A 21509-nucleotide genomic window follows, 5' to 3' on the forward strand; every position below is an offset into this window, starting at 1 on the left:
AAATCAGTTACTCTTTTGTTGGCTGTTGGACGCGCGGTTTTTATCCTGTAGCTGCGACGGCACCAGCACGGTGGTCACGCGTTTGCTCTGACCCTGACTGTAAGCCTGCATTTTCTGCTCTTTAACCAGATAGGTGATGCGGTCGCCTTTGATATTGCTGTCCAGCTGCTCGATGTAAGCGTTGCCTGTCAGTTCAATAAAATCTTTTGCCAGTTCGTAATGCAGTTTCGCCGCGTGGCCCTGCACTGGTTTGCCGTTATCCTGCATCTGGTAGAAGGTGGCGGGCTTACCCCAGGCATCCACAATGGTTTTATTGCTGTCGCCGCCCGGACGTGTCACCACCACTTTATCGGCGGTGATCTTAATGGTGCCCTGGGTAACGATAACATTGCCGGTAAAGGTCGCGATATTGCCTTGCAGATCCAACGCCTGGTTCTCTGAATCAATATTAACGGGTTTGTCCGAGTCACCGGTCACCGCCAGCACCGGCACGCTGCTGACCAGCAGTGCGCTTGCCAACAGAAGCTTAAGGCTGCGTTTGTTCATTTTGGATTTCATAGTAAGTTTTGACCTTTTCAATTAACTCGGCATTTTTGGTTCGTAAATTGCCGCGCATTTTCATGCCGGTAGAGTTAAAGCTACGGCCATAAAGCGTGACCTGATCGTCGGAAGTGACATCCTGAGTGACGAGATTGACCTGCGCATTGTCTGTCTTAATGCGCTCAAGCTGCGAATCCTGCGTCAGCGTATTCACCTCAACGTGTCCGTAGAGATAAAGCATACGATCGTTGGTCAGCTTCGCTTTATCTGCCCGTACCGACCAGGTTGGCACTTTATTCTCGTCGTAGGTGGTCATGACAGGATTATCGAACCAGCTGACTTCCCCGGCAGAGAAATAAGTCACTTTCTCTGAGACCAGCTTGTACGCCAGGCCACCTGTCGGGTTATAGACCACGGTATTCGACTGCTCGCTGGTGTAAGTTGGCTCCTGATCGCTGCTGGCGATCGGCGTTTGCGTCTCATCCTGGCTGGTAAGATTCCAGCCAATGAGTATCAGGGCAATTAGTGCCAGAATCAGCGTTATCCAACGCCTGCTTTTACTCATACCGATTGCCCTTTGGCATCCTCAAATTTATTCTGAGCCAGTAAAATCAGATCGCAAATTTCACGAACCGCCCCGCGGCCACCCGCAATACGGGTGACATAATGCACGCGCGGCAGCAATATCGGGTGCGCATCCGCCACCGCGACACTCAGGCCTGCTTCGGCCATGACTGGCCAGTCGATCAGATCATCTCCAATGTACGCCACTTCATGGGCTGCTAATGACAGTTTATCCAGAAGTTCCCGGAAGGCCAAAAGCTTATCCGATTGTCCCTGGTAAAGATGTGTAATACCCAGGGTCTTACAGCGGTCTTCCAGCAGCCTGGCATTGCGGCCGGTTATAATAGCGACTTCGACTTCTGAGGTCAGTAAGCAACGAATACCGTAGCCGTCACGTACATTAAAGGCTTTTAGCTCTTCGCCGCTGTTGCCCATGTAGATCAAACCGTCGGACATCACGCCGTCGACATCGCAAATCAGCAATCGAATCTGGCTGGCCCGGCTCATCACCTCGGCGCTGACCGGACCGTAGCAAGTCTCAACGGTTAACAGTTCACTCATTCTCTTTTCCTGTTCAGACGACGCCGGCGCGCAGCATGTCGTGCATATGTACCACACCGAGCAGATGATCGTCATCGGCCACCAGCAGGGCGGTGATATTTTTGTTTTGCATCAGGTTCAGGGCATCCACGGCCAGCGTATTGGGACGGACGCGAATACCGCCCGGCGTCATCACCTGCGCAATGCTGGCGGTCTGGAAATTAATGCCCATATCAAAGATGCGGCGTAAATCGCCATCGGTAAAAATGCCTTCGATCTTCATCAGATCGTCGACAATCACCGTCATACCCAGATTTTTCCGCGTAATTTCCAGCAGCGCGTCACGCAGCGAGGCGTCCCGGGTGACGTGCGGGATCTCATCGCCGCTGTGCATAATATCGCTGACATGCAGCAGCAGCTTACGGCCCAGCGCGCCGCCGGGGTGGGAGAGGGCGAAATCCTCTACGGTAAAGCCGCGCGCTTTTAACAGCGCCACAGCCAGTGCATCCCCCATTACCAGGGTTGCCGTGGTGCTGGTGGTAGGCGCCAGGCCGAGCGGGCAGGCTTCCTGCGGCACTTTCACGCACAGATGTACGTCCGCCGCCCGTCCCATGGCGCTTTCGGCGCGGCTGGTGATGCAGATCAGCTGCACCTTCAGGCGTTTCAGAACCGGGATCAGCGCCAGAATCTCATTGGATTCGCCGCTGTTCGACACCGCGATCACCACGTCGCTGGCGCTCACCATGCCCAGGTCGCCATGGCTCGCTTCCGCCGGATGGACAAAAAAGGCGGGCGTGCCAGTGCTGGCAAAGGTCGCGGCCATTTTCTTGCCAATATGGCCCGATTTGCCCATGCCCATCACCACCACTTTGCCCTGACAGGCAAAAATCATTTCGCAGGCGCGGACGAAATCTTCATTGATATATTGATCGAGCTGTTCCAGTCCTTCGCGCTCAATACGCAGAACGGTTTTCCCCGCCTGCTGAAAATCGAAACCTGGCTCAGGTATATAAGATGACATGACAAGCGTGTCCTTTTTATCCATCAATAAATGCAGGGTGTAGCCAGAGCAGCAGGACCCACACGATAAAGCCGCCCAGCAGAATAGCGCCCGCGCGTCGGCCGATGCGTCGTTTGCGCTGCAGACAGATCAGGGCAAACAAGGTACTAACCACTAACATCACCCAGTAATCGCGTGCGAAGGCGTAAACGTCAACGCTGGCAGGGTGGGCCAGCGCCGGCAGGCCGAGTACAATAGCAATATTATAAATGTTGGCGCCGATCAGATTGCCGATAGCGATATCATCTTCGCCTTTCAGGGCACCGGCGATAACCGTCGCCAGCTCCGGCAGGCTGGTACCAACCGCGATCAGCGTCAGCCCCAGCACCAGTTCACTGATGCCAAAATAGTCGGCAAAAGCGGTGGCATTGTCGATTACCATGCGCGTGGCGATCGGCATAATCAGCAGCGCCATCGCCAGCCAGAGAAAGGCGACCGTATTGCCTGTCTCTTCTCGCGGCAGCTCCGCAAGCTGCTCGCGCGTCAGGATATCGTTATGATGCTGTTCGGCGCGGCGCGCAATGCTGATAATGATCAGTAGATAGAGCGCGGCGATAGCCAGCAGGCCAAGACCATCCAGACGGCTGAGCTGATTATCAAACAGCATCAGACCGCTCAGCAGGGAAACCAGCAGCATCAGCGGCAGTTCGCGCCGAATCAGATTAGAATGAACCGTCAGTGGATGTAATAACGCTGCGCCGCCGAGAATCAGCAAAATATTAGTGATGTTCGACCCCAGCGCGGTGCCGACCGCAATATCCATCTGGCCATGCTGGGCGGCGGAAAAGGCGAGAATGATTTCCGGTAGCGAAGTGCCGATGCTGACCACCGTCATGCCGATAATCAGCGGCGGTATCCCGAACGAACGACATAATATCGACGCGCTGAACACCAGACGATCGGCACCATAAGCCAGTAAAATCAAACCGATGATCAGCAGGGCGGTAGCAACGAACATGAAAAATCCTTGCGTAGGTATCCTCACCAGCGAGCTTTGCGGGCAGGATTTCAGGTTCCGGATAAACAAACAGCCGCTGATTTTGACCCTCTGCGCGACAAAAGTAAATTTAATGGCCGTTTTCGCCACAACTGAGCAGTAAGTTTCTGTAAAACTATCGTGCATTAAGCGGGATCAGGCTAACATCGTCAGGTTATTCAGCGGCCCGATCCGCATGAGAGGTAATCATGATTCAGCAGCAAACGAATCTGGTGGAAGTTCGTGGCGTGAGTTTTTCACGCGGTGAGCGCCAGATTTTCGATGATATTTCGCTGACGGTACCTGCTGGCAAAGTCACTGCCATTATGGGGCCTTCCGGTATCGGTAAAACCACCCTGTTGCGTCTGATCGGCGGACAGTTGCAGCCCGATCGGGGCGAAATCTGGTTTCGCGGCGAAAATATCCCTGGGCTGTCGCGCTCAAAACTGTATGAAGCGCGCAAAAAAATGAGCATGCTGTTCCAGTCAGGCGCGCTGTTTACCGACTTAACGGTCTATGAAAACGTCGCCTGGCCGTTGCGCGAGCATACAAAACTTCCGCCGCCGTTATTGCACAGCACTGTTATGATGAAACTGGAAGCGGTGGGCCTGCGCGGCGCGGCCTATCTGAAACCCGCTGAGCTGTCTGGCGGTATGGCGCGGCGCGTTGCGCTGGCGCGCGCGATTGCGCTGGAGCCGGAACTGATCATGTTCGATGAGCCCTTTGTCGGCCAGGATCCCATCACCATGGGCGTGCTGGTGAAGCTGATCGATGAACTCAATCACTCGCTGGGCCTGACCTGCATTGTGGTATCGCATGACGTGCCGGAGGTGTTGAGCATTGCCGACCATGCTTATATCGTGGCCGGGCAAAAAATCATTGCGCAAGGGAGCGCGCCGCAGTTGCGGGCAAATCCCGATCCGCGCGTGCGTCAGTTTATTGACGGGCACGCAGACGGTCCCGTCCCTTTCCGCTACGCGGCCGGGGATTACCTTACTGATTTAATCAGCGCAGGGAGAAGGTGAACTGATGGTGCTACAGGCACTGGCGTCGCTCGGACGTCGGGGAATTGAAACCTGCGCCACTTTTGGTCGCGCAGGTTTAATGCTGTTTCACGCGCTGGTGGGAATTCCCGCCTTTCGCAAGCATACACCGCTGCTGGTCAGGCAGCTTTACAGCGTGGGCGTGTTGTCGCTGCTGATCATTATGGTTTCCGGGCTGTTTATCGGCATGGTGCTTGGGCTGCAGGGCTATCTGGTGCTCAATACTTACGGCGCGGAAACCAGTCTCGGCATGCTGGTCGCGTTGTCGCTGCTGCGTGAGCTGGGGCCCGTAGTGACGGCGCTGCTGTTTGCCGGCCGCGCCGGCTCTGCGCTGACGGCGGAAATCGGCCTGATGAAAGCCACCGAGCAACTCTCCAGCATGGAGATGATGGCGGTGGATCCGCTACGCCGGGTGGTCTCGCCGCGCTTCTGGGCGGGTTTTATCAGTATGCCGCTGCTGACGCTGATCTTTACGGCGGTCGGTATTGGCGGCGGGGCGCTGGTTGGCGTGAGCTGGAAAGGTATCGATCCGGGCTTCTTCTGGTCAGCGATGCAGAACGCGGTCGATTTTCGCGCGGATATTGTTAACTGTGTGATTAAGAGTGCGGTCTTTGCCGTGACGGTCACCTGGATTGCCCTGTTCAACGGCTATGATGCCATCCCGACTTCTGAAGGGATTAGCCGGGCAACGACGCGCACCGTGGTACACGCCTCGCTGGCGGTACTCGGTTTGGATTTTGTGCTGACGGCACTGATGTTTGGGAACTGAAACAATGCAAAGCAAAAAAAACGAAATCTGGGTGGGCGTCTTTCTGCTGCTGGCGCTGATTGCCGCGCTGTTTCTTTGTCTGCGCGTAGCGGACTTGAAATCAGTGGGCACTGAACCGACATGGGAGCTCAACGCTACCTTTGACAACATTGGCGGCCTGAAAGTCAGCTCGCCGGTCAAAATCGGTGGTGTGGTGATTGGTCGGGTCACCGACATTTCGCTCGATCCCAAATCACTGGCACCGCATATCACCATGGCGATCAGTGAGCGTTATGACAACATGATCCCGGATACCAGCTCGCTGGCTATCCGTACCCAGGGGCTTTTAGGCGAGCAATTTCTGGCGCTAAACCTGGGTTTCGACGATCCTGAATTAGGATCGTCGATGTTGAAAGATGGCGATACGCTACGTGATACCAAGTCGGCAATCGTACTGGAAGACCTGATTGGGCAGTTCCTGTATAAGAGCGGCGACGATAAAAAAGAGAACGGGCAGCAAGCGCCAGATGCTACCAGCGCACCCGCCGCGCCCGAGCAACCTTAAGAGGTAAAACAGAATGTTGAGACGTTTATTTTTGATTGCCATGCTGGCTATTGCGCCGCTGGCGGCGCAGGCTGCCGATCAAAGCGATCCTTATCAGCTGATGAATGAGGCGGCAGAAAAGACTTTTACGCGCCTGAAAAATGAGCAGCCGAAAATCAAACAGGACCCCAACTATCTGCGCGAGATTGTGCGTCAGGAGTTGCTGCCTTATGTCCAGATCAAATACGCCGGGGCGCTGGTGTTAGGCCGCTATTACCGCGAGGCGACGCCGGCACAGCGTGAAGCTTACTTCAGCGCGTTCAGCGATTATCTGGCTCAGGCGTATGGTCAGGCGCTGGCGCTCTACCACGGCCAGACCTATCAGATTCAACCGAAGCAGGCGCTGGGCGATGCCAATATTATCGCTATCCGCGTCACCATCGTCGATCCCAATGGTCGTCCGCCCGTGCGCCTGGATTTCCAGTGGCGTAAAAACAGCCGCACCGGCGACTGGCAGGCTTACGATATGATCGCCGAAGGGGTCAGTATGATCACCACCAAACAGAACGAGTGGGGCGATCTGCTGCGTACCAAAGGTATTGAGGGTCTGACAGCGCAGTTGAAAAAATCTGCTGCACAGCCGATCACCCTGGGTCAACAGCAATAATGAGCGAACCCTTACGCTGGCAGTTGCAGGAGAACAGGCTGCATCTGAGTGGGATGTTAGATCGCGACACGCTGCAGCCGTTGTGGGAGCAGCGGGAAAGCGTGATGGCGCAGGCCGATATCATTGATGTTTCGGCGCTGGATCGTGTCGACTCTGCTGGCCTTGCGCTGCTGGTGCATCTGCTTGAAATGGCCCGCAGGCAGGGCAAAGCGCCCTGTTTCAGCGGCATTACCGATAAACTGCTTTCGCTGATTACGCTTTACAATCTGCAGCAGATCATTGTTTCTGCAGATAAAAACGCGTAAAAGCCTGGCGGTTTCCCAAAGCCCCTGTTTCCCGCAGGGGCTTTTGCATGTTTAAGAGTCATGCGCTTTCCACTAATATGTCTGCCTGATTATTATCAAGTGAAGCAAAGAGCGAATGGAAAACAGTGAAATTCAGGCTGTGCTGATGCAGGCACTGCCATTAGAAGAAGTCCATGTCAGCGGCGATGGCAGCCATTTTCAGGTGATTGCCGTGGGCGAAATGTTTGGCGAACTGAGCCGGGTAAAAAAACAGCAGGCGGTGTACGCCCCCCTGATGGAGTTTATTGCGGATAACCGTATTCATGCCGTCTCCATCAAAACTTATACGCCCGCTGAGTGGGCTCGAGACCGTAAACTTAACGGTTTCTAAGCTGTCGGCGTGGCGCGCTCGTCTGAGGCGGGCAACTGCATTTTTGATTGTTAATTGAGAGCCGTGTTAATGGACAAATTTCGTGTACAAGGTCCCACCCGTCTGAGTGGTGAAGTAACCATTTCCGGGGCGAAAAACGCCGCGCTGCCTATTCTGTTTGCTGCGCTACTGGCGGAAGAGCCGGTAGAAATCCAGAACGTTCCCAAGCTGCGAGACATCGATACCACCATGAAGCTGCTGAGCCAGCTGGGTGCGAAGGTTGAGCGTAATGGCTCGGTGCATGTGGATGCCAGTGCGGTCAATATCTTCTGCGCCCCTTATGAACTGGTGAAAACCATGCGCGCTTCTATCTGGGCGCTGGGGCCGCTGGTCGCACGTTTCGGTCAGGGTCAGGTATCGCTGCCGGGAGGATGTGCTATCGGCGCACGTCCGGTCGATCTGCATATCGTCGGACTGGAACAACTGGGTGCTGAGATCAAGCTGGAAGAGGGCTATGTCAAAGCCTCAGTGGATGGCCGCCTGAAAGGCGCGCATATCGTCATGGATAAGGTCAGCGTGGGCGCCACTGTTACCATTATGAGTGCCGCGACGCTGGCTACCGGGACGACCATCATCGAAAACGCCGCGCGTGAACCGGAAATTGTCGATACCGCCAACTTCCTGAATACGCTGGGTGCCAGAATCAGCGGCGCAGGCACCGATAAAATCACCATCGAAGGCGTTGAGCGTCTGGGCGGCGGGGTGTATCGCGTTGTGCCGGACCGTATTGAAACCGGGACCTTCCTGGTGGCAGCAGCGATTTCCGGCGGCAAAGTAGTGTGCCGTAATACGCAGCCAGACACGCTGGACGCAGTGCTGGCCAAGCTGCGCGATGCCGGTGCAGATATTGAAGTGGGCGAAGACTGGATTAGCCTGGATATGCACGGTCAGCGGCCCAAAGCGGTCAACGTGCGTACGGCACCGCATCCTGGCTTCCCGACCGATATGCAGGCGCAGTTTACCCTGCTCAACCTGGTCGCTGAAGGCACCGGGGTGATTACGGAAACCATTTTCGAAAACCGCTTTATGCATATCCCTGAGCTGATTCGTATGGGGGCGCATGCGGAAATCGAGAGCAACACCGCTATCTGTTATGGCGTTGAGAAGCTGTCAGGGGCCCAGGTGATGGCTACCGATCTGCGCGCCTCCGCCAGTCTGGTCCTGGCGGGCTGTATTGCCGAAGGCACAACGCTGGTGGATCGCATTTATCACATCGATCGTGGCTATGAGCGCATTGAAGATAAACTGAAAGCGCTGGGCGCCAATATCGAGCGTGTCAGCGGCGAATAACGGTTTGTCGCTCGCCTCGTAAGAAAAAATGGCCGGATTTTCCGGCCATTTTTTATGTCGCCAGCCAACCTGGCGGGCAGCTGCGGGATCGACACAACGAACGCAGCCTTCACGTTTTAAGGCGTGCCGGGTTTTCCAGCCCCGCGGTTACGCACGGATCGGATCAATTTTTTGCGATCCAGCAGGCGTTTCGTTACCGGATCGTAATAGCGGCTGGGCCAGATCTCTGAGGGATGGATATTGATCGCTTCCGCAATGATCCACTCTCCTTTAGGCCATGGGCGTGACAGCGCATTCGCCAGCGTGGATGAACTGAGCCCCGCCTGACGAGAGACGGCTGCCAGCGAGGTGCCTTTTTTACGTAATGCGGCAATGATATCCGCCGGATGCCAGTCCTCTTTTCCTGCATACATAGCAGATTTCCTCCCTGTCATTATTAATCCCTGGTGGTACTGTACGCCAGTTTTTGACTTAAACTGGAAACTACAGGATTTTTATAGCAAAACATTTCCATAAGTTTCCAGTAAAATTTGTGATCAGCTGCAGAAGTGAGCATAGCTCCGCAAAAGTTTTGCAACTGATGTAAGCGGGAAAAAGAGGAAGGGAAACAGAACGCGGGAGCACATCCTGTGCTCCGTGGAGGGTTAAAATTCGCGCTGTACCGACATGTGCGCCAGTGACTCCAGCGCGCTACGCCAGGGGGTTTCCGGCAGCGCTTTCAGCGCGGCAATGGCTTTATCCGCCTCCTCTTCAGCCCGTTTGCGCGTCCATTCCAGCGAGCCGCTCTGCTGCATTGCGGCCAGTACCGGCTCCAGCAGGTGACGGCCATTACCGTCGACAATCGCCTGACGGATCATTGCCGTTTGCTCCGGTGATCCATGACGCATAGCGTGCAGTAGCGGCAGGGTAGGTTTGCCTTCGCTCAGATCGTCGCCGACGTTTTTACCCAGCGTTTTGCCGTCGGCGCTGTAATCGAGCAGATCGTCAATCAGCTGAAACGCGGTGCCCAGATAGCGGCCATAGTCCTGTAACGCCTTCTCCTGCGCCTCTGTCGCGTCGGCGAGGATGGCAGAGGCCTGCGAGGCGGCTTCAAACAGACGCGCGGTCTTGCTGTAAATGACGCGCATGTAGCTCTCTTCCGTGATGTCAGGATCGTTGCAGTTCATCAGCTGCAGCACTTCACCTTCAGCGATCACATTCACTGCTTCCGACATCAGGGCGAGAATACGCAGCGATCCCATGCTGGTCATCATCTGGAAAGCACGCGTATAAATAAAATCGCCGACCAGTACGCTGGCAGCATTGCCAAAGGCGGCGTTCGCCGTGGCTTTGCCGCGACGCATATCAGATTCATCCACAACATCGTCATGTAACAGGGTCGCCGTGTGGATAAATTCGATCAGCGCCGCATTCGTGACATGCAGGTTGCCCTCATAACCCAGCGCCCGTGCAGAGAGGACGGCGATCATCGGGCGTATGCGCTTGCCGCCGCCGCTGATGATGTAATATCCCAACTGGTTGATGAGCGAAACATCTGAATTCAGCTGGTCAAGGATGGTCTGGTTGACGGCCGCCATATCCTGCGCGGTTAATTCATTTATCTGTTCTAAGTTCATTCGTCTGTTCAGCTATGACTCGTTTTCGGCCAGGGTGATGGGTTTTACCCAGCGTGAGTTCAGGTTATCTGATACTGATTGTACTTGAAAAATCGGGTTGAGGAACGTTTGCGTTCAGCCTGTGTTTTTTTTCTGCAAGAGAGTGCAAAGTGCTCTTGTCTTCTCCAGGAGTTTTGCGTAGAATTCGCGCCCTATTGTGAATATTTTATCGCGCCGCCTGATAAACAGAAAGGCAAGCGCAGAAGCGGAGTTTTATATGTACGCGGTTTTCCAAAGTGGTGGTAAACAACACCGAGTAAGCGAAGGTCAGACCGTTCGCCTGGAAAAGCTGGACATCGCAACCGGTGAAACCATCGAGTTTGATCAGGTTCTGATGATTGCTAATGGCGAAGACGTGAAAATCGGCGCGCCACTGGTTTCAGGCGGTGTGATCAAAGCAGAAGTGGTTGCTCACGGTCGCGGCGAAAAAATCAAAATCGTTAAGTTTCGTCGTCGTAAACACTACCGTAAGCAGCAGGGCCACCGTCAGTGGTTTACTGATGTGAAAATCACTGGCATCAGCGCCTAAGAGGAGATCTGACAAATGGCACATAAAAAGGCTGGTGGCTCGACTCGTAACGGTCGTGACTCCAATGCAAAACGTCTGGGTGTAAAACGTTTCGGTGGCGAAGCCGTTCTGGCTGGTAGCATCATCGTTCGTCAGCGTGGCACTAAATTCCACGCCGGTACCAACGTAGGTTGTGGTCGTGACCACACCCTGTTTGCTACCACCGACGGCAAAGTAAAATTCGAAATCAAAGGTCCGAACAACCGTAAATATGTCAGCATCGTTGCTGAGTAAGGTTGTCGTGACCCGGGCTCTTTGATCAGAGCCTGAGAAACGAATCGAAGCCCCGCAAAGCTGCGGGGCTTTTTACTTTCTGCTGCCAAAGGTCGGGAAAAAGGGTTTTGCGTAGCAGATTGCTGTACACTTAATGTACATCTGGCCCTCGGCCAGTCCTGTTTTATCCGCCGCCGGTCAGCGCAGAAGACCCTGGCGGACCCGTCCGCCAGCGCAGAGTGCAAGTGCGGACGTTAGTGTGACGGAGAAAGAAAATGAAGTTTGTTGATGAAGCGACAATTCTGGTAGTCGCAGGTGATGGTGGTAACGGCTGCGTCAGCTTTCGCCGGGAAAAATATATTCCGAAGGGCGGACCTGATGGCGGCGACGGCGGCGACGGTGGTGATGTTTACCTGGTGGCTGACGAAAGCCTCAACACCCTGATTGATTATCGCTTCGAAAAAGCTTTCCGTGCTGAACGTGGACAGAACGGCCAGAGCCGTGACTGTACCGGTAAACGCGGGAAAGATGTGGTGATTAAAGTACCGGTCGGTACCCGTGTCATTGACCAGGGCACGGGCGAAACCCTGGGCGATATGACCCGCCATGAGCAAAAGCTGATGGTAGCGAAAGGGGGCTGGCACGGCCTGGGCAACACCCGTTTTAAATCATCTGTGAACCGTACCCCGCGTCAGAAAACCATGGGTACGCCGGGCGAGAAGCGCGAGCTGCAGCTGGAGCTGATGCTGCTGGCCGATGTCGGTATGCTCGGTCTGCCGAACGCCGGGAAATCGACCTTTATCCGCGCCGTTTCGGCAGCGAAACCGAAAGTGGCTGACTATCCCTTTACCACCCTGGTCCCGAGTCTGGGCGTGGTGCGTATGGACAGCGAAAAAAGCTTTGTGGTAGCGGATATCCCTGGCCTGATCGAGGGCGCAGCGGAAGGTGCCGGCCTGGGGATTCGCTTCCTGAAACATCTGGAGCGCTGTCGCGTTCTGCTGCATCTGATCGACATTGCGCCGATTGATGAGTCGGACCCGGTAGAAAATGCCCGCATCATCCTCGGTGAACTGGAAAAATATAGCGAAAAGCTTTACCAGAAGCCGCGCTGGCTGGTGTTTAACAAAACTGACCTGCTGAGCCGCGAGGAAGCGGAAACGCGCGCCAAAGCGATTGCCGAAGCGCTGGGCTGGGAAGATAAGTACTACCTGATCTCTGCGGCCAGCCGCGATGGCGTCAATGCGCTGTGCTGGGATGTGATGAGCTTCATTATCGCCCATCCGAAAGAAGCGGAAGAGGAAGAGAAGAAGCCGGAGAAAGCCCAGTTTATGTGGGATGACTACCATCGTGAAGCGATGGAGAACGCGCAGGTTGAGGAAGACGAAGAGTGGGATGACGACTGGGATGAAGATGACGACGAAGGCGTCGAAATTATTTACCAGCGTTAATCAGACAAAAAAGGCGGCAGCGATGCCGCCTTTTTTATTGCGCTTAGCCCATCACTGCCACGGTCAGACGGGCGCTGCAGCACAGCTGATCGCGCGCGTTGCGGATCTCGATCTGCCATGTCTGGTTGCGTGCGCCCAGGTGCAAAGGCCGACAGATTCCACGTACTTCGCCGCTGGAGACAGCGCGATGGTGGCTGGCGTTGACTTCAATGCCGACCACGCTTTTGCCCTCTTCGACGCAGAGATAACCGGCAATTGAGCCCATTGACTCCGCCAGCACCACTGACGCGCCGCCATGCAACAGACCAAAAGGCTGCCGGGTGCGGGCATCAACCGGCATGGTTGCTTCCAGGCTCTCCGCATTGATGGCGGTGAAGTAAATGCCCAGATGGGCCACTAACGAGTTCTCCCCCAGCGCATTCAGCTGCTCCAGGGTCAGGGTACGTTTCCAGATGGCGCTCATCGGTCAGGCCCCCAGCGTCGCGCCGCCGTCGACCACGATATCCTGCATCACGATGTGGCTGGCCAGATCCGAGGCGAGGAACAGCACGGTGGCGGCGATCTCCTGCGGTTGAGCGATCTTCCGCAGCGGGATACCCAGCTTGTACTGCTCGGGAAAGCCGTTAATCATCGCCTGCTCGGCGTCGGGCGTATGCCAGAGGCTGCGCTGCATTTCGGTATCAGTGGAACCTGGCGAGACGATATTGCAGCGTACGCCATAAGGGGCCATTTCCAGCCCCACGGTCAGGCACAGGCTACGCAGCGCCGCTTTGGATGCGCCATAGGCGGACATGCCGATACGCGGCGCGTGGGCGGCGTTTGAGGCGATAGTCACGATCGCTCCGGCGCGCTGCTGGCGGAACACCGGTAGCGTCTGCTGAAACAGATTAAAAGCGCCGCCCGCATTGACCGCGAGGCAAGCTTGCCACTCTTCAGGAGGCAGTTCGTCGGTGGCACCGATGCGCAGAATCCCGGCACCGTTGACCAGCACATCCAGACGCGGCTGCTCAGCCAGCAGGCGCTGACACAGGGTTTTGACCTGGTGCGCATCTGCAACATCCAGCGTATGGCAGATGAAGGGGTAACCCTGATTGTCGTGGAAACGCAGATCAAATCCGATCACTTGCGCGCCCGCCTGATGAAAGGCCAGCGCGGTGTGGTAGCCGATGCCCTGCGCTGCGCCGGTCACCCAGACGATTTTACCGTGGAAGTCCTGGTACTGGCTCATTTCTGCAGCTCCCGTGACAGCAGCGCCCACCAGCCATCAATACTGGGATTTTTCGCCAGGCTGACAAAGTCGATATCGTTATGCACCTGACGCCAGCGCGCCGCCAGCGCCATCATGCGCACTGAATCGAGGCCGTAGTCGATCAGGTTCTCATCATCTTCCGGGACGTCGTCATCTTCCAGCAGCGGCAGGATCAACCCCCGCAGCTCATCTTTGCTCAGCGGCAGCGGCATCAGATCGGCGGTCATCACCACTTTGCCGCTCCGGCCTGCAGTGTAGGTCAGGGCCATCATATGCTCGTCGCGGCTGAAATCCGCCAGCGCGTCCGCCACCATAAAGGGCTTGATGTTGCGCATAAAAGCGTCCGTGGCCGTGGTCAGGCAGCCGATATGGGCATAGACTCCGGTGATGATCAACTGATCGCGGCCCATCTCCTGCAGAATCGACTCCAGCGGCGAGCGGTGAAAAGCACTGTAGCGCCATTTGGTCAGCACCTGATCATCGTCATCAGGCGTCAGCGCCCCGATAATCTTCTGCTGCTCCGGGTGTTTGTTCAGGCCCGGTCCCCACATATCATTCAGCAGGGCGCGATCTTCATCGCTCTGCTGATTCGGCTGGGCGGTATAGAACACCGGAATGCCCTGCGCCTTACAGTAGCGACGCAGACGGACGATATTCTCCACCACCTGTTGCACCAGCGGGCTCTCTTCGCCCCAGAAATTCAGGAAATAGGCCTGCATGTCATGAATCAGCAGCGCAGCACGCGCCGGCTCGAAAGCCCATTTGACTTTATTGGCGGGCAGCTCGCTGGCGGTCGGTAACGAATATGAGGTCAGTTTTGGAATAGCCATAATTTCTCCTGAACAGGTCATGCTTGCGCCTGTTGCTCGGCAAGCTGTTGGCGCAGACGTTTCTTATCTACCTTGCCGACCGGAGTCAGCGGCAGGGCATCTACGCAGGTGATACGGTCGGGCAGCTTGAACTCGGCCACGCCCAGTTCACGCAAATGACGGCGCAGCGCCACCGCTTTAATCGGCTGGCGCGCCACAATAAAGGCGCAACTCTTTTCGCCCATCAGATCGTCTGACATGGAGACCAGCGCCGCATGGATCACATCCGGATGACGTTGCAGCAGGTTTTCTACCTCTTCCGCCGCAATTTTTTCACCGCCACGGTTAATCTGATCCTTCTCGCGTCCCTGTACTTTGATATAGCCTTCCGGCGTCATTTCGATCAGATCGCCGGAACAGTAAAAGCCGTTGGCGTCAAAGCAGGTGGCATTGTGCTCCGGGCTCTTGTAGTAACCCCGGAATGTATAGGGGCCGCGCGTCATCAGACGCCCCGTCTCTCCGGGCGGCAGCGGATTGCCGTTTTCATCTGCCACCCAGACTTCGTCATCCTCTGAGATCGGGCGGCCCTGAGTGGTCAGAATGATGGTCTGATCGTCATCGAGGCGGGTATAATTTACCAGGCCTTCCGCCATGCCGAAAACCTGCTGCAGCTGGCAGCCAATCTCAGCGGGAATACGCGCCGCCAGGCTTTCACCCAGTTTCGCGCCGCCAACCTGCAACAGTTTCAGCGAGGCGAGTTGTTGGTTGCTACCCCATTCGCTGATGGCCTGCAGCCATAAGCTGACGGCCGGGGGCACCAGTGCGGTATCGGTAATCTGATGCTTTTCAATCAGCGGGAAACAGAGCGTGGCGCTGGGATCGGCGGCCAGTACCACCTGGCCAGCGGCCCAGAACACTCCGAGCGCGCCGGGCGAACTCATCGGAAAATTATGGGCGGCGGGCAGGGCGATCAGATAACGGGTGCGGGCCGTGACGCCGCAAATCTCTACGCTGGCGCGAATACTGTAATAGTAATCGTTGTGAGTACGCGGGATCAGCTTGGGCGTGCCGGTACTGCCGCCGGAAAGCTGAAAGAAGGCGACCTCATCGCCTGCGGACGGCGTAGCGCTGAAGTCCGTTACCCTTTCCTGCAGCAGCGCTTCCAGACTGTTTTCGTGCTGTAACGCGTTACGCAACAGCACATGGCGCAGCGACGGATGCGCAGCGCAGAGCGCGTCAGTAAAAGCCTCATCCCGGAACAGGGCGTGTTCACGGTCGGCGATCAGCAGGGCCGGTTCAATCTGTGTGGCATAGGCGTTCAGTTCTGTACGCTGATGACTGAAGAGCGCGTTGACCGGCGCGACACCGATTTTCAGCAGGGCGAAAAAGGTCAGATAAAACTCGGCGACGTTCCCTAACTGCACCAGCGCGGTGTCGCCTGCCTGCAGGCCACGTCGCTGCAGGGCGGCGGCGAGATTGTCGCTCAGAGTGGCCAGCTGACGATAAGTAAACTGACGATCGCCATCAATCACGGCGATGTTATCGTTCTCTTTTTGCTGATCGAGGATGTCGGTCAGCGGCAGATCCAGCCAGTAACCTTTTTCACGATAGCGCGCGGCCAGATCGTCGGGCCAGCGGTAATAGGGTATCGTCATGATGTTTCCTTTATTGCAGTCCAAAGGCACGTAACAGAGTGTCAAGCTTGACACCGGTTTCACGCCATTCTGATTCAGGTTGCGAATCGGCCACGATGCCAGCCCCGGCAAATAAGCGTACCCGGGTTTCCTGAATCGTGCCGCAGCGAATGGTCACGACCCATTCGCCGTTCCCCTCTTCATCGCACCAGCCCACGATGCCGCCAAACAGCCCACGTTCAAAAGGTTCCAGCTGCTCAATCAGCTGCTGCGCCTGCTGATGAGGGAAGCCGCTCAGGGCCGGGGTCGGATGCAGCAGGCACGCCAGCGACAGGGCATTTTCCGCCGCGTCCCGGACTTCGCCCTCAATATGCGTAGCAAGATGCCATAAGGTGGCGGTAGTCAGCAGCGAAGGTTCATCCGGCACGGAAAGCTGGCGACTGCGCGGCTGTAACACGCTGCGCATCGCATCGGTCACCAGGCGATGTTCGTGGCGATCTTTTGCTGAATGCAGCAGGGTTTCGCCCGCCGCCCGGTCGCGCGCGCACTCTGCCTCACGACGCGCAGAGCCGGCCAGCGGACAGGAGCTGAATTGCGCTCCCTGTTTACGCAGCAGCAATTCCGGGCTGGCACCCAGCAGGGTGCCCCCCTGCGGCAGCGGCAGATGAAAGTGATAGCTGTTGGGATTCTGTATCATGATGCGCTGCATCAGCGCGGCGCTTTCCACCGGCTCTGCTGTGATAATATCCAGTAGTCGTGACAGCACGACTTTATCCAGGTCACCACGCTGCGTGGCCGCCACCGCCTGTGCCACCATCCCGGTAAAGCTGTCATGTTCCGGCAGGGCGCTACGCTGGATAACAGCGGGCAGGTCAGAACAAGTGTCCGGCAGTGCGGCCAGCAGATCGGCGCATCGGAAAAAACGGTGGGATTGCGGTATAAACAGCGCCGCAGGCTGGCTGACATCAAAAGGGATCGCCCCGGCAACAATCGGATGGGCGATGCCATCGCGCTTTGCGGCGGCAAACTGCTGCTGTAGCTGCTGTTGAAATGTGCCATTCAGCCGTTCACCATCCGTTACCGGTGTGGTTAATGCGGCGTAGCAGCCCTGCGTTGACAGCCCACGCCAGGGGGAGGTAAACACAAAACCGCGACAAAGCGCGGAGAAATCCTGCAGCGATCCATTTTCAAACGTCACGGTTTCCACCATAATCCCACCTTAAATGATAAGAGAACTAATAATGATTATCATTTGTATTGTGGTGCTGTAACCTACGTCGATTCAGATCAAGTGTCAATAAATTCGCGGTGTTTTCCCTGTGTAAGCCAGCAAAACCAGCAGAATCTGTTAGGAACAAAATACAGAAATAACAGGTAGGGAATTTATGATTAAACAGAGCAATATCGGCGCGATCGGCGCTATTTTTCTGCTTTTGTCTGCCATTTGCTTTCCGGCACAAGCCGCGGGCAGCTGGCCGCGTCAGGTGCAGGGAGCCAACGGAACCCTGACGCTGGAACGGGTGCCAGAACGTATCGTTTCCACCAGCGTGACCCTTACCGGCTCGCTGCTGGCGATTGATGCGCCGGTGGTGGCCAGCGGCGCGACGGCGCCAAACGGCCGTGTCGCCAATGCGCAGGGCTTCTTTCGACAGTGGGGCGATGTGGCGCAGCAGCGCGGCGTTAAGCGTCTGTATATTGGCGAACCGAACGCCGAAGCGGTGGCGGCGGAAGCGCCCGATCTGATTATCGTCAGCGCTACCGGCAATGATTCTGCGTTGAAGCTGGTAGATCAGCTCTCCACCATCGCGCCGACGCTGGTAGTGAACTATGACGATAAAAGCTGGCAGCAACTGGTCACGCTACTGGGACAGGTCACCGGTCACGAAGCGCAGGCTGCGGCGCGCATTCAGGATTTTGCAGCGCGTGCGGCGGAATTAAAGCAGAAACTGACCCTGCCGCCGCAGCCGGTTTCGGCGATGGTGTGGAATGGCGACGGTCGGGCGGTGAATCTCTGGACCGGGGAATCGGCGCAGGGAAAACTACTGCAGCAGCTCGGCTTTACGCTCGCGATCCCGCCTGCCTCGCTGCAACAGGGCCACAGCATGGGTCAGCGTAAAGATATTATTCAGCTGTCCGGGGAAAATCTGGCCAGCGGACTGAACGGCAACAGTTATCTGCTGTTTGCCGCCGAAGAGAAAACGGCCCGGTCGGTGCTGAACAATCCGTTCCTGGCGCAAACGGCGGCGGTACAGCAAAAGCAGGTGTATGCGCTGGGCGCAGATACCTTCCGCCTCGATTATTACAGCGCCAGCAATCTGTTAACGCGTCTGGCGCAATTGTTTGTGAAATCATAAAGATCGGTCTGGCAACTCATGATAACATAAACCAATACGAGTAATTATGATAACAAGTCGCATTATCAATTGCTTTGTCCGCTTGCAACGTCGTCGATCAGTGAAGGTTTAAACGCTATGCGCCAGATTCGCGCACTGGCAGGTTCAGGGATTCTGCTGTTGCTTCTTATCGCTCTCAGCCTGATGCTGGGAGCGAAATCGATCGCCCTTTCTGATGTGCTCAACGCCTTTTCTTCGTCCTGCAGTAGCGCTGACTGCGTTATTGTGCACGAAGCGCGCCTGCCGCGCACACTGGCGGGGCTGCTGGCCGGTGCGGCGCTCGGCCTGGCCGGTGCCCTGATGCAAACGCTGACGCGCAATCCGCTGGCGGATCCCGGTATCCTGGGCATTAATGCCGGAGCGGGATTTGCCGTGGTGCTGGGCATTGCACTGTTTGATGCTGATACCCCTGCTGACTGGCTCGGCTTCGCCTTTAGCGGCGCATTGCTGGCGTCGTTACTGGTGGCGTTAACCGGCGCGCTGGGTGGCGGGCGCGTCAATCCGGTGCGTCTGACGCTGGCGGGCGTGGCGCTGGCCGCAGTGCTGGAGGGGCTCACCTCCGGTCTGTCACTGCTAAACCCTGAGATTTACGATCATCTGCGCTTCTGGCACAGCGGCTCGCTCGATATTCGCAGCTTGCCGGTGCTGCGTACGGTCACGCCGGCGGTTTTACTGGGCAGCCTGCTGGCGCTGGCGCTGGCCCGCTCCCTTAACAGCCTGAGCATGGGCGGTGATTTAGCCACCGCGCTGGGGACACGCGTGGTACGTACGCAACTGGTGGGCCTGCTGGCGATCGCGCTGCTGTGCGGTGCGGCCACGGCCGCCGTCGGTCCCATCGCTTTTCTGGGGCTGATGGCGCCGCATCTGGCGCGCTGGCTGATGGGAAATGATCATCGCTGGCTGCTGGCCGGAACCCTGCTGCTGACGCCCTGTCTGCTGCTGACGGCGGACATTGTGGGGCGTTTGCTGGTCGCCGGTGAGCTACGCGTCTCCATAGTCACCGCCTTTCTTGGCGCGCCGGTGCTGATCCTGCTGGTACGACGTGAAACGGGAAGGCGTCGCGCATGAACCGACGTCTCGCTTTTCATACGCTATGGCTACTGGCCGCCTGTCTGCTGTTTGCTTACTGGGGGCTGAGCCGCGGCACGCTGCCGGTGAGCGCTGACCAGCTCTGGCAATTGCTGACGGCCGAGGCGCCGCGCAATATCACGCTGATTGTCACCGAATGGCGACTGCCGCGCGTCACTATGGCGCTGCTGATCGGCGCGGCGCTGGGCGTCAGCGGCGCAATCTTCCAGTCGCTGCTGCGCAATCCTCTCGGCAGTCCCGATATTCTCGGTTTTAATACCGGTGCTTACAGCGGCGTACTGGTGGCGCTGGTGCTGTTTCAGCAAAACATTGAGGGAATGACCGCCGCCGCGCTGGCAGGCGGTATTATCACCGCCGCGCTGGTTTATCTGCTGGCGTGGCGCAACGGGGTAGAAACTTTCCGGCTGATTATCGTCGGCATCAGCGTGCGTGCGCTGTTGATGGCGCTGAACAGCTGGCTGATTATCAGTGCTTCGCTCGAGGCAGCGCTGAGTGCCGGGTTGTGGAGCGCCGGCTCGCTGAACGGCATTACCTGGGCGAAAACGCCGCCGGTGATCCTGACCCTGCTGCTGGCGCTGGGCGTAACGCTGCTGTTAGCACGGCGTATGCGTCTGATGGAGATGGGCGATGATACCGCTTGCGCCCTCGGCGTCGCGGTCGAGCGCAGCCGTCTCTGGCTGATGCTGGCGGGAGTGGTGCTGACGGCGGCCTCTACCGCGCTGGTGGGGCCCATCTCTTTTGTCGCGCTGCTGGCGCCGCAGATTGCCCGTCGTCTCAGTGGCGGCGTCCGGGGCGCGCTGCCGCTGGCAGGCCTGTGTGGCGCGCTGTTGCTGATCGCCGCCGACTACGCGGCACAGCATCTCTTTTTACCCTGGCAGTTGCCGGTTGGCGTGATAACCGTCAGCCTGGGCGGCATTTATCTGATGGCTTTACTGGTGCGGGAGGCGCGGCGTCAATGACGGAAATCACTTCACGGCTACAGGCGGAACAGCTGACCCTCGGCTATGAGAAAAAGCGGGTGGCAGAGAATCTGTCGGTGACCATTCCGGACGGTGAGCTGACGGTCATTATCGGCCCCAACGCCTGCGGCAAGTCGACCCTGCTGCGTACCCTGAGTCGGCTGCTTACGCCGTTAAAGGGTCAGGTGTGGCTGGATGGTCAGGCGATTGCCCGCTATCCTACCAAAGAGGTGGCGCGCCGTCTTGGTCTGCTGCCGCAAAGTTCCAGCGCGCCCGCGGGGATCACCGTCAGCGAACTGGTCGCGCGTGGCCGCTATCCGCATCAGCCGTTGTTTGGCCGCTGGCGTGCGGAAGATGAAGCGGCGGTGACGCAGGCGATGCAGGCCACCGGGGTGGCCGATCTGGCGCAGCAGAGCGTGGATACCCTCTCCGGCGGTCAGCGTCAGCGCGTCTGGATAGCCATGGTGCTGGCGCAGGAAACCCCCTTGCTGCTGCTGGATGAACCCACCACCTGGCTCGATATCACCCATCAGATTGAGCTGCTGGAGTTGATGCGCGATCTGAATCAGCAGCATGGCCGCACGCTGGTGGTGGTACTGCATGACCTGAACCACGCCTGTCGTTACGCCACCCACCTGATTGCAATGCGTAACGGGAAGATAGTGGCGGAGGGCAAACCGGCAGAGATTGTTACCCCTGAACTGATCGAACAGGTGTACGGACTGCGCTGCGTGATCGTGGAAGATCCGGTTGCACATACGCCGATGATTGTGCCGCTGGGGCGGCCAGGCTGAAGAAAAGGGCGC

The 21509-nt window shown here is 57.1% G+C and carries 26 protein-coding genes; 14 read left to right on the top strand and 12 right to left on the bottom strand.

Annotation, left to right across the window (positions count from 1 at the left end):
• Nucleotides 1-3: 3 nt before the first annotated feature.
• From lptA to E0E17_RS09155, 5 genes are read right to left on the bottom strand one after another with little or no spacing between them, the layout of a single operon-like run.
• Nucleotides 4-558: a lipopolysaccharide ABC transporter substrate-binding protein LptA gene (gene lptA, locus E0E17_RS09135; RefSeq protein WP_130833613.1), complete on the bottom strand. Its 555-nt coding sequence runs from the start codon at nt 556-558 to the stop codon at nt 4-6.
• Nucleotides 527-1105 (bottom strand): LPS export ABC transporter periplasmic protein LptC, encoded by a 579-nt coding sequence (gene lptC, locus E0E17_RS09140; protein ID WP_130833615.1) that lies wholly within the window; start codon nt 1103-1105, stop codon nt 527-529. Before lptC ends, lptA begins: the two co-directional genes overlap by 32 nt.
• Nucleotides 1102-1665 carry a 3-deoxy-manno-octulosonate-8-phosphatase KdsC gene (gene kdsC, locus E0E17_RS09145; RefSeq protein ID WP_130833617.1) on the bottom strand — a complete coding sequence of 188 codons (564 nt, stop codon included), beginning with the start codon at nt 1663-1665 and terminating at the stop codon, nt 1102-1104. The genes lptC and kdsC overlap by 4 nt, the downstream gene beginning before the upstream one ends.
• A 13-nt stretch (nt 1666-1678) precedes the next feature.
• Nucleotides 1679-2665 (bottom strand): arabinose-5-phosphate isomerase KdsD, encoded by a 987-nt coding sequence (gene kdsD, locus E0E17_RS09150; RefSeq protein WP_130833619.1) that lies wholly within the window; start codon nt 2663-2665, stop codon nt 1679-1681.
• Nucleotides 2666-2681: 16 nt separating this feature from the next.
• A complete protein-coding gene (locus E0E17_RS09155; RefSeq protein ID WP_130833621.1) occupies nt 2682-3662 on the bottom strand; it encodes a calcium/sodium antiporter in 981 nt (326 codons plus the stop codon).
• Nucleotides 3663-3889: 227 nt separating this feature from the next.
• On the opposite strand from E0E17_RS09155, the gene mlaF reads away from it, so the two are divergent.
• From mlaF to murA, 7 genes are all read left to right on the top strand, one after another.
• Nucleotides 3890-4705, top strand: coding sequence for a phospholipid ABC transporter ATP-binding protein MlaF (gene mlaF, locus E0E17_RS09160; protein ID WP_130833623.1), 816 nt, complete (start codon nt 3890-3892; stop codon nt 4703-4705).
• A 4-nt stretch (nt 4706-4709) separates the two neighbouring features.
• Nucleotides 4710-5492 carry a lipid asymmetry maintenance ABC transporter permease subunit MlaE gene (mlaE, locus tag E0E17_RS09165; protein WP_130833625.1) on the top strand — a complete coding sequence of 261 codons (783 nt, stop codon included), beginning with the start codon at nt 4710-4712 and terminating at the stop codon, nt 5490-5492.
• Nucleotides 5493-5496: 4 nt separating this feature from the next.
• Nucleotides 5497-6036: an outer membrane lipid asymmetry maintenance protein MlaD gene (mlaD, locus tag E0E17_RS09170; RefSeq protein WP_130833627.1), complete on the top strand. Its 540-nt coding sequence runs from the start codon at nt 5497-5499 to the stop codon at nt 6034-6036.
• A 13-nt stretch (nt 6037-6049) separates the two neighbouring features.
• Complete coding sequence (mlaC, locus tag E0E17_RS09175; RefSeq protein ID WP_130833629.1) at nt 6050-6682, top strand: phospholipid-binding protein MlaC; 633 nt, start codon at nt 6050-6052, stop codon at nt 6680-6682.
• Nucleotides 6682-6987: a lipid asymmetry maintenance protein MlaB gene (mlaB, locus tag E0E17_RS09180; RefSeq protein WP_130833631.1), complete on the top strand. Its 306-nt coding sequence runs from the start codon at nt 6682-6684 to the stop codon at nt 6985-6987. Before mlaC ends, mlaB begins: the two co-directional genes overlap by 1 nt.
• A 115-nt stretch (nt 6988-7102) precedes the next feature.
• Nucleotides 7103-7357, top strand: coding sequence for a BolA family iron metabolism protein IbaG (gene ibaG / locus E0E17_RS09185; RefSeq protein ID WP_130833633.1), 255 nt, complete (start codon nt 7103-7105; stop codon nt 7355-7357).
• Between the two features lie 69 nt (nt 7358-7426).
• Nucleotides 7427-8686 (top strand): UDP-N-acetylglucosamine 1-carboxyvinyltransferase, encoded by a 1260-nt coding sequence (gene murA, locus E0E17_RS09190; protein WP_130833635.1) that lies wholly within the window; start codon nt 7427-7429, stop codon nt 8684-8686.
• A 116-nt stretch (nt 8687-8802) separates the two neighbouring features.
• Here the strand turns inward: murA and E0E17_RS09195 are convergent, their stop codons facing one another.
• Both E0E17_RS09195 and ispB read right to left on the bottom strand, forming a co-directional pair.
• Complete coding sequence (locus E0E17_RS09195; protein ID WP_130833637.1) at nt 8803-9099, bottom strand: helix-turn-helix domain-containing protein; 297 nt, start codon at nt 9097-9099, stop codon at nt 8803-8805.
• A 231-nt stretch (nt 9100-9330) separates the two neighbouring features.
• On the bottom strand, nt 9331-10302 hold the full coding sequence (ispB, locus tag E0E17_RS09200) for an octaprenyl diphosphate synthase (protein WP_130833640.1): 972 nt from the start codon (nt 10300-10302) through the stop codon (nt 9331-9333).
• Between the two features lie 256 nt (nt 10303-10558).
• Here ispB and rplU point away from each other — a divergent pair, with 256 nt between their 5' ends.
• From rplU to cgtA, 3 genes are all read left to right on the top strand, one after another.
• The gene (rplU, locus tag E0E17_RS09205) at nt 10559-10870 is read left to right on the top strand and encodes a 50S ribosomal protein L21 (protein ID WP_013507673.1); all 312 of its coding nucleotides are present in this window, start codon (nt 10559-10561) and stop codon (nt 10868-10870) included.
• Between the two features lie 15 nt (nt 10871-10885).
• Entirely contained in the window at nt 10886-11143 is a 258-nt protein-coding gene (gene rpmA / locus E0E17_RS09210; protein ID WP_130833642.1) for a 50S ribosomal protein L27, read from the top strand.
• A 254-nt stretch (nt 11144-11397) separates the two neighbouring features.
• Nucleotides 11398-12570 (top strand): Obg family GTPase CgtA, encoded by a 1173-nt coding sequence (cgtA, locus tag E0E17_RS09215; protein ID WP_130833644.1) that lies wholly within the window; start codon nt 11398-11400, stop codon nt 12568-12570.
• A gap of 43 nt (nt 12571-12613) precedes the next feature.
• Here the strand turns inward: cgtA and E0E17_RS09220 are convergent, their stop codons facing one another.
• Genes E0E17_RS09220 through E0E17_RS09240 form a run of 5 tightly spaced genes read right to left on the bottom strand, consistent with a single transcriptional unit; the run spans nt 12614 to nt 17472 of the window.
• Nucleotides 12614-13033 (bottom strand): hotdog fold thioesterase, encoded by a 420-nt coding sequence (locus tag E0E17_RS09220; protein WP_130833646.1) that lies wholly within the window; start codon nt 13031-13033, stop codon nt 12614-12616.
• A 3-nt stretch (nt 13034-13036) separates the two neighbouring features.
• Entirely contained in the window at nt 13037-13798 is a 762-nt protein-coding gene (gene dhbA / locus E0E17_RS09225) for a 2,3-dihydro-2,3-dihydroxybenzoate dehydrogenase (protein WP_130833648.1), read from the bottom strand.
• Nucleotides 13795-14649, bottom strand: a complete 855-nt coding sequence (locus E0E17_RS09230; protein WP_130833650.1) for an isochorismatase family protein — start codon at nt 14647-14649, stop codon at nt 13795-13797. The genes dhbA and E0E17_RS09230 overlap by 4 nt, the downstream gene beginning before the upstream one ends.
• A 17-nt stretch (nt 14650-14666) precedes the next feature.
• The gene (locus E0E17_RS09235; protein ID WP_130833652.1) at nt 14667-16283 is read right to left on the bottom strand and encodes a (2,3-dihydroxybenzoyl)adenylate synthase; all 1617 of its coding nucleotides are present in this window, start codon (nt 16281-16283) and stop codon (nt 14667-14669) included.
• Between the two features lie 10 nt (nt 16284-16293).
• Nucleotides 16294-17472, bottom strand: a complete 1179-nt coding sequence (locus E0E17_RS09240; RefSeq protein WP_130833654.1) for an isochorismate synthase — start codon at nt 17470-17472, stop codon at nt 16294-16296.
• 175 nt (nt 17473-17647) lie between these two features.
• Between E0E17_RS09240 and fepB the strand changes: the two genes are divergently transcribed.
• The 4 genes from fepB (at nt 17648) to E0E17_RS09260 (ending at nt 21497) form a co-directional block, all read left to right on the top strand.
• Nucleotides 17648-18616 (top strand): Fe2+-enterobactin ABC transporter substrate-binding protein, encoded by a 969-nt coding sequence (fepB, locus tag E0E17_RS09245; RefSeq protein WP_130833657.1) that lies wholly within the window; start codon nt 17648-17650, stop codon nt 18614-18616.
• A 117-nt stretch (nt 18617-18733) separates the two neighbouring features.
• A complete protein-coding gene (fepD, locus tag E0E17_RS09250) occupies nt 18734-19723 on the top strand; it encodes a Fe(3+)-siderophore ABC transporter permease (protein WP_130833660.1) in 990 nt (329 codons plus the stop codon).
• On the top strand, nt 19720-20703 hold the full coding sequence (gene fepG, locus E0E17_RS09255; RefSeq protein ID WP_130833662.1) for an iron-enterobactin ABC transporter permease: 984 nt from the start codon (nt 19720-19722) through the stop codon (nt 20701-20703). Before fepD ends, fepG begins: the two co-directional genes overlap by 4 nt.
• Complete coding sequence (locus E0E17_RS09260) at nt 20700-21497, top strand: ATP-binding cassette domain-containing protein (RefSeq protein ID WP_130833664.1); 798 nt, start codon at nt 20700-20702, stop codon at nt 21495-21497. Before fepG ends, E0E17_RS09260 begins: the two co-directional genes overlap by 4 nt.
• Nucleotides 21498-21509: the final 12 nt, after the last annotated feature.

The sequence above is a fragment of the [Erwinia] mediterraneensis genome (assembly GCF_900604315.1).
In the GTDB taxonomy this organism is placed as follows: Bacteria; Pseudomonadota; Gammaproteobacteria; order Enterobacterales; family Enterobacteriaceae; genus Pantoea; species Pantoea mediterraneensis_A.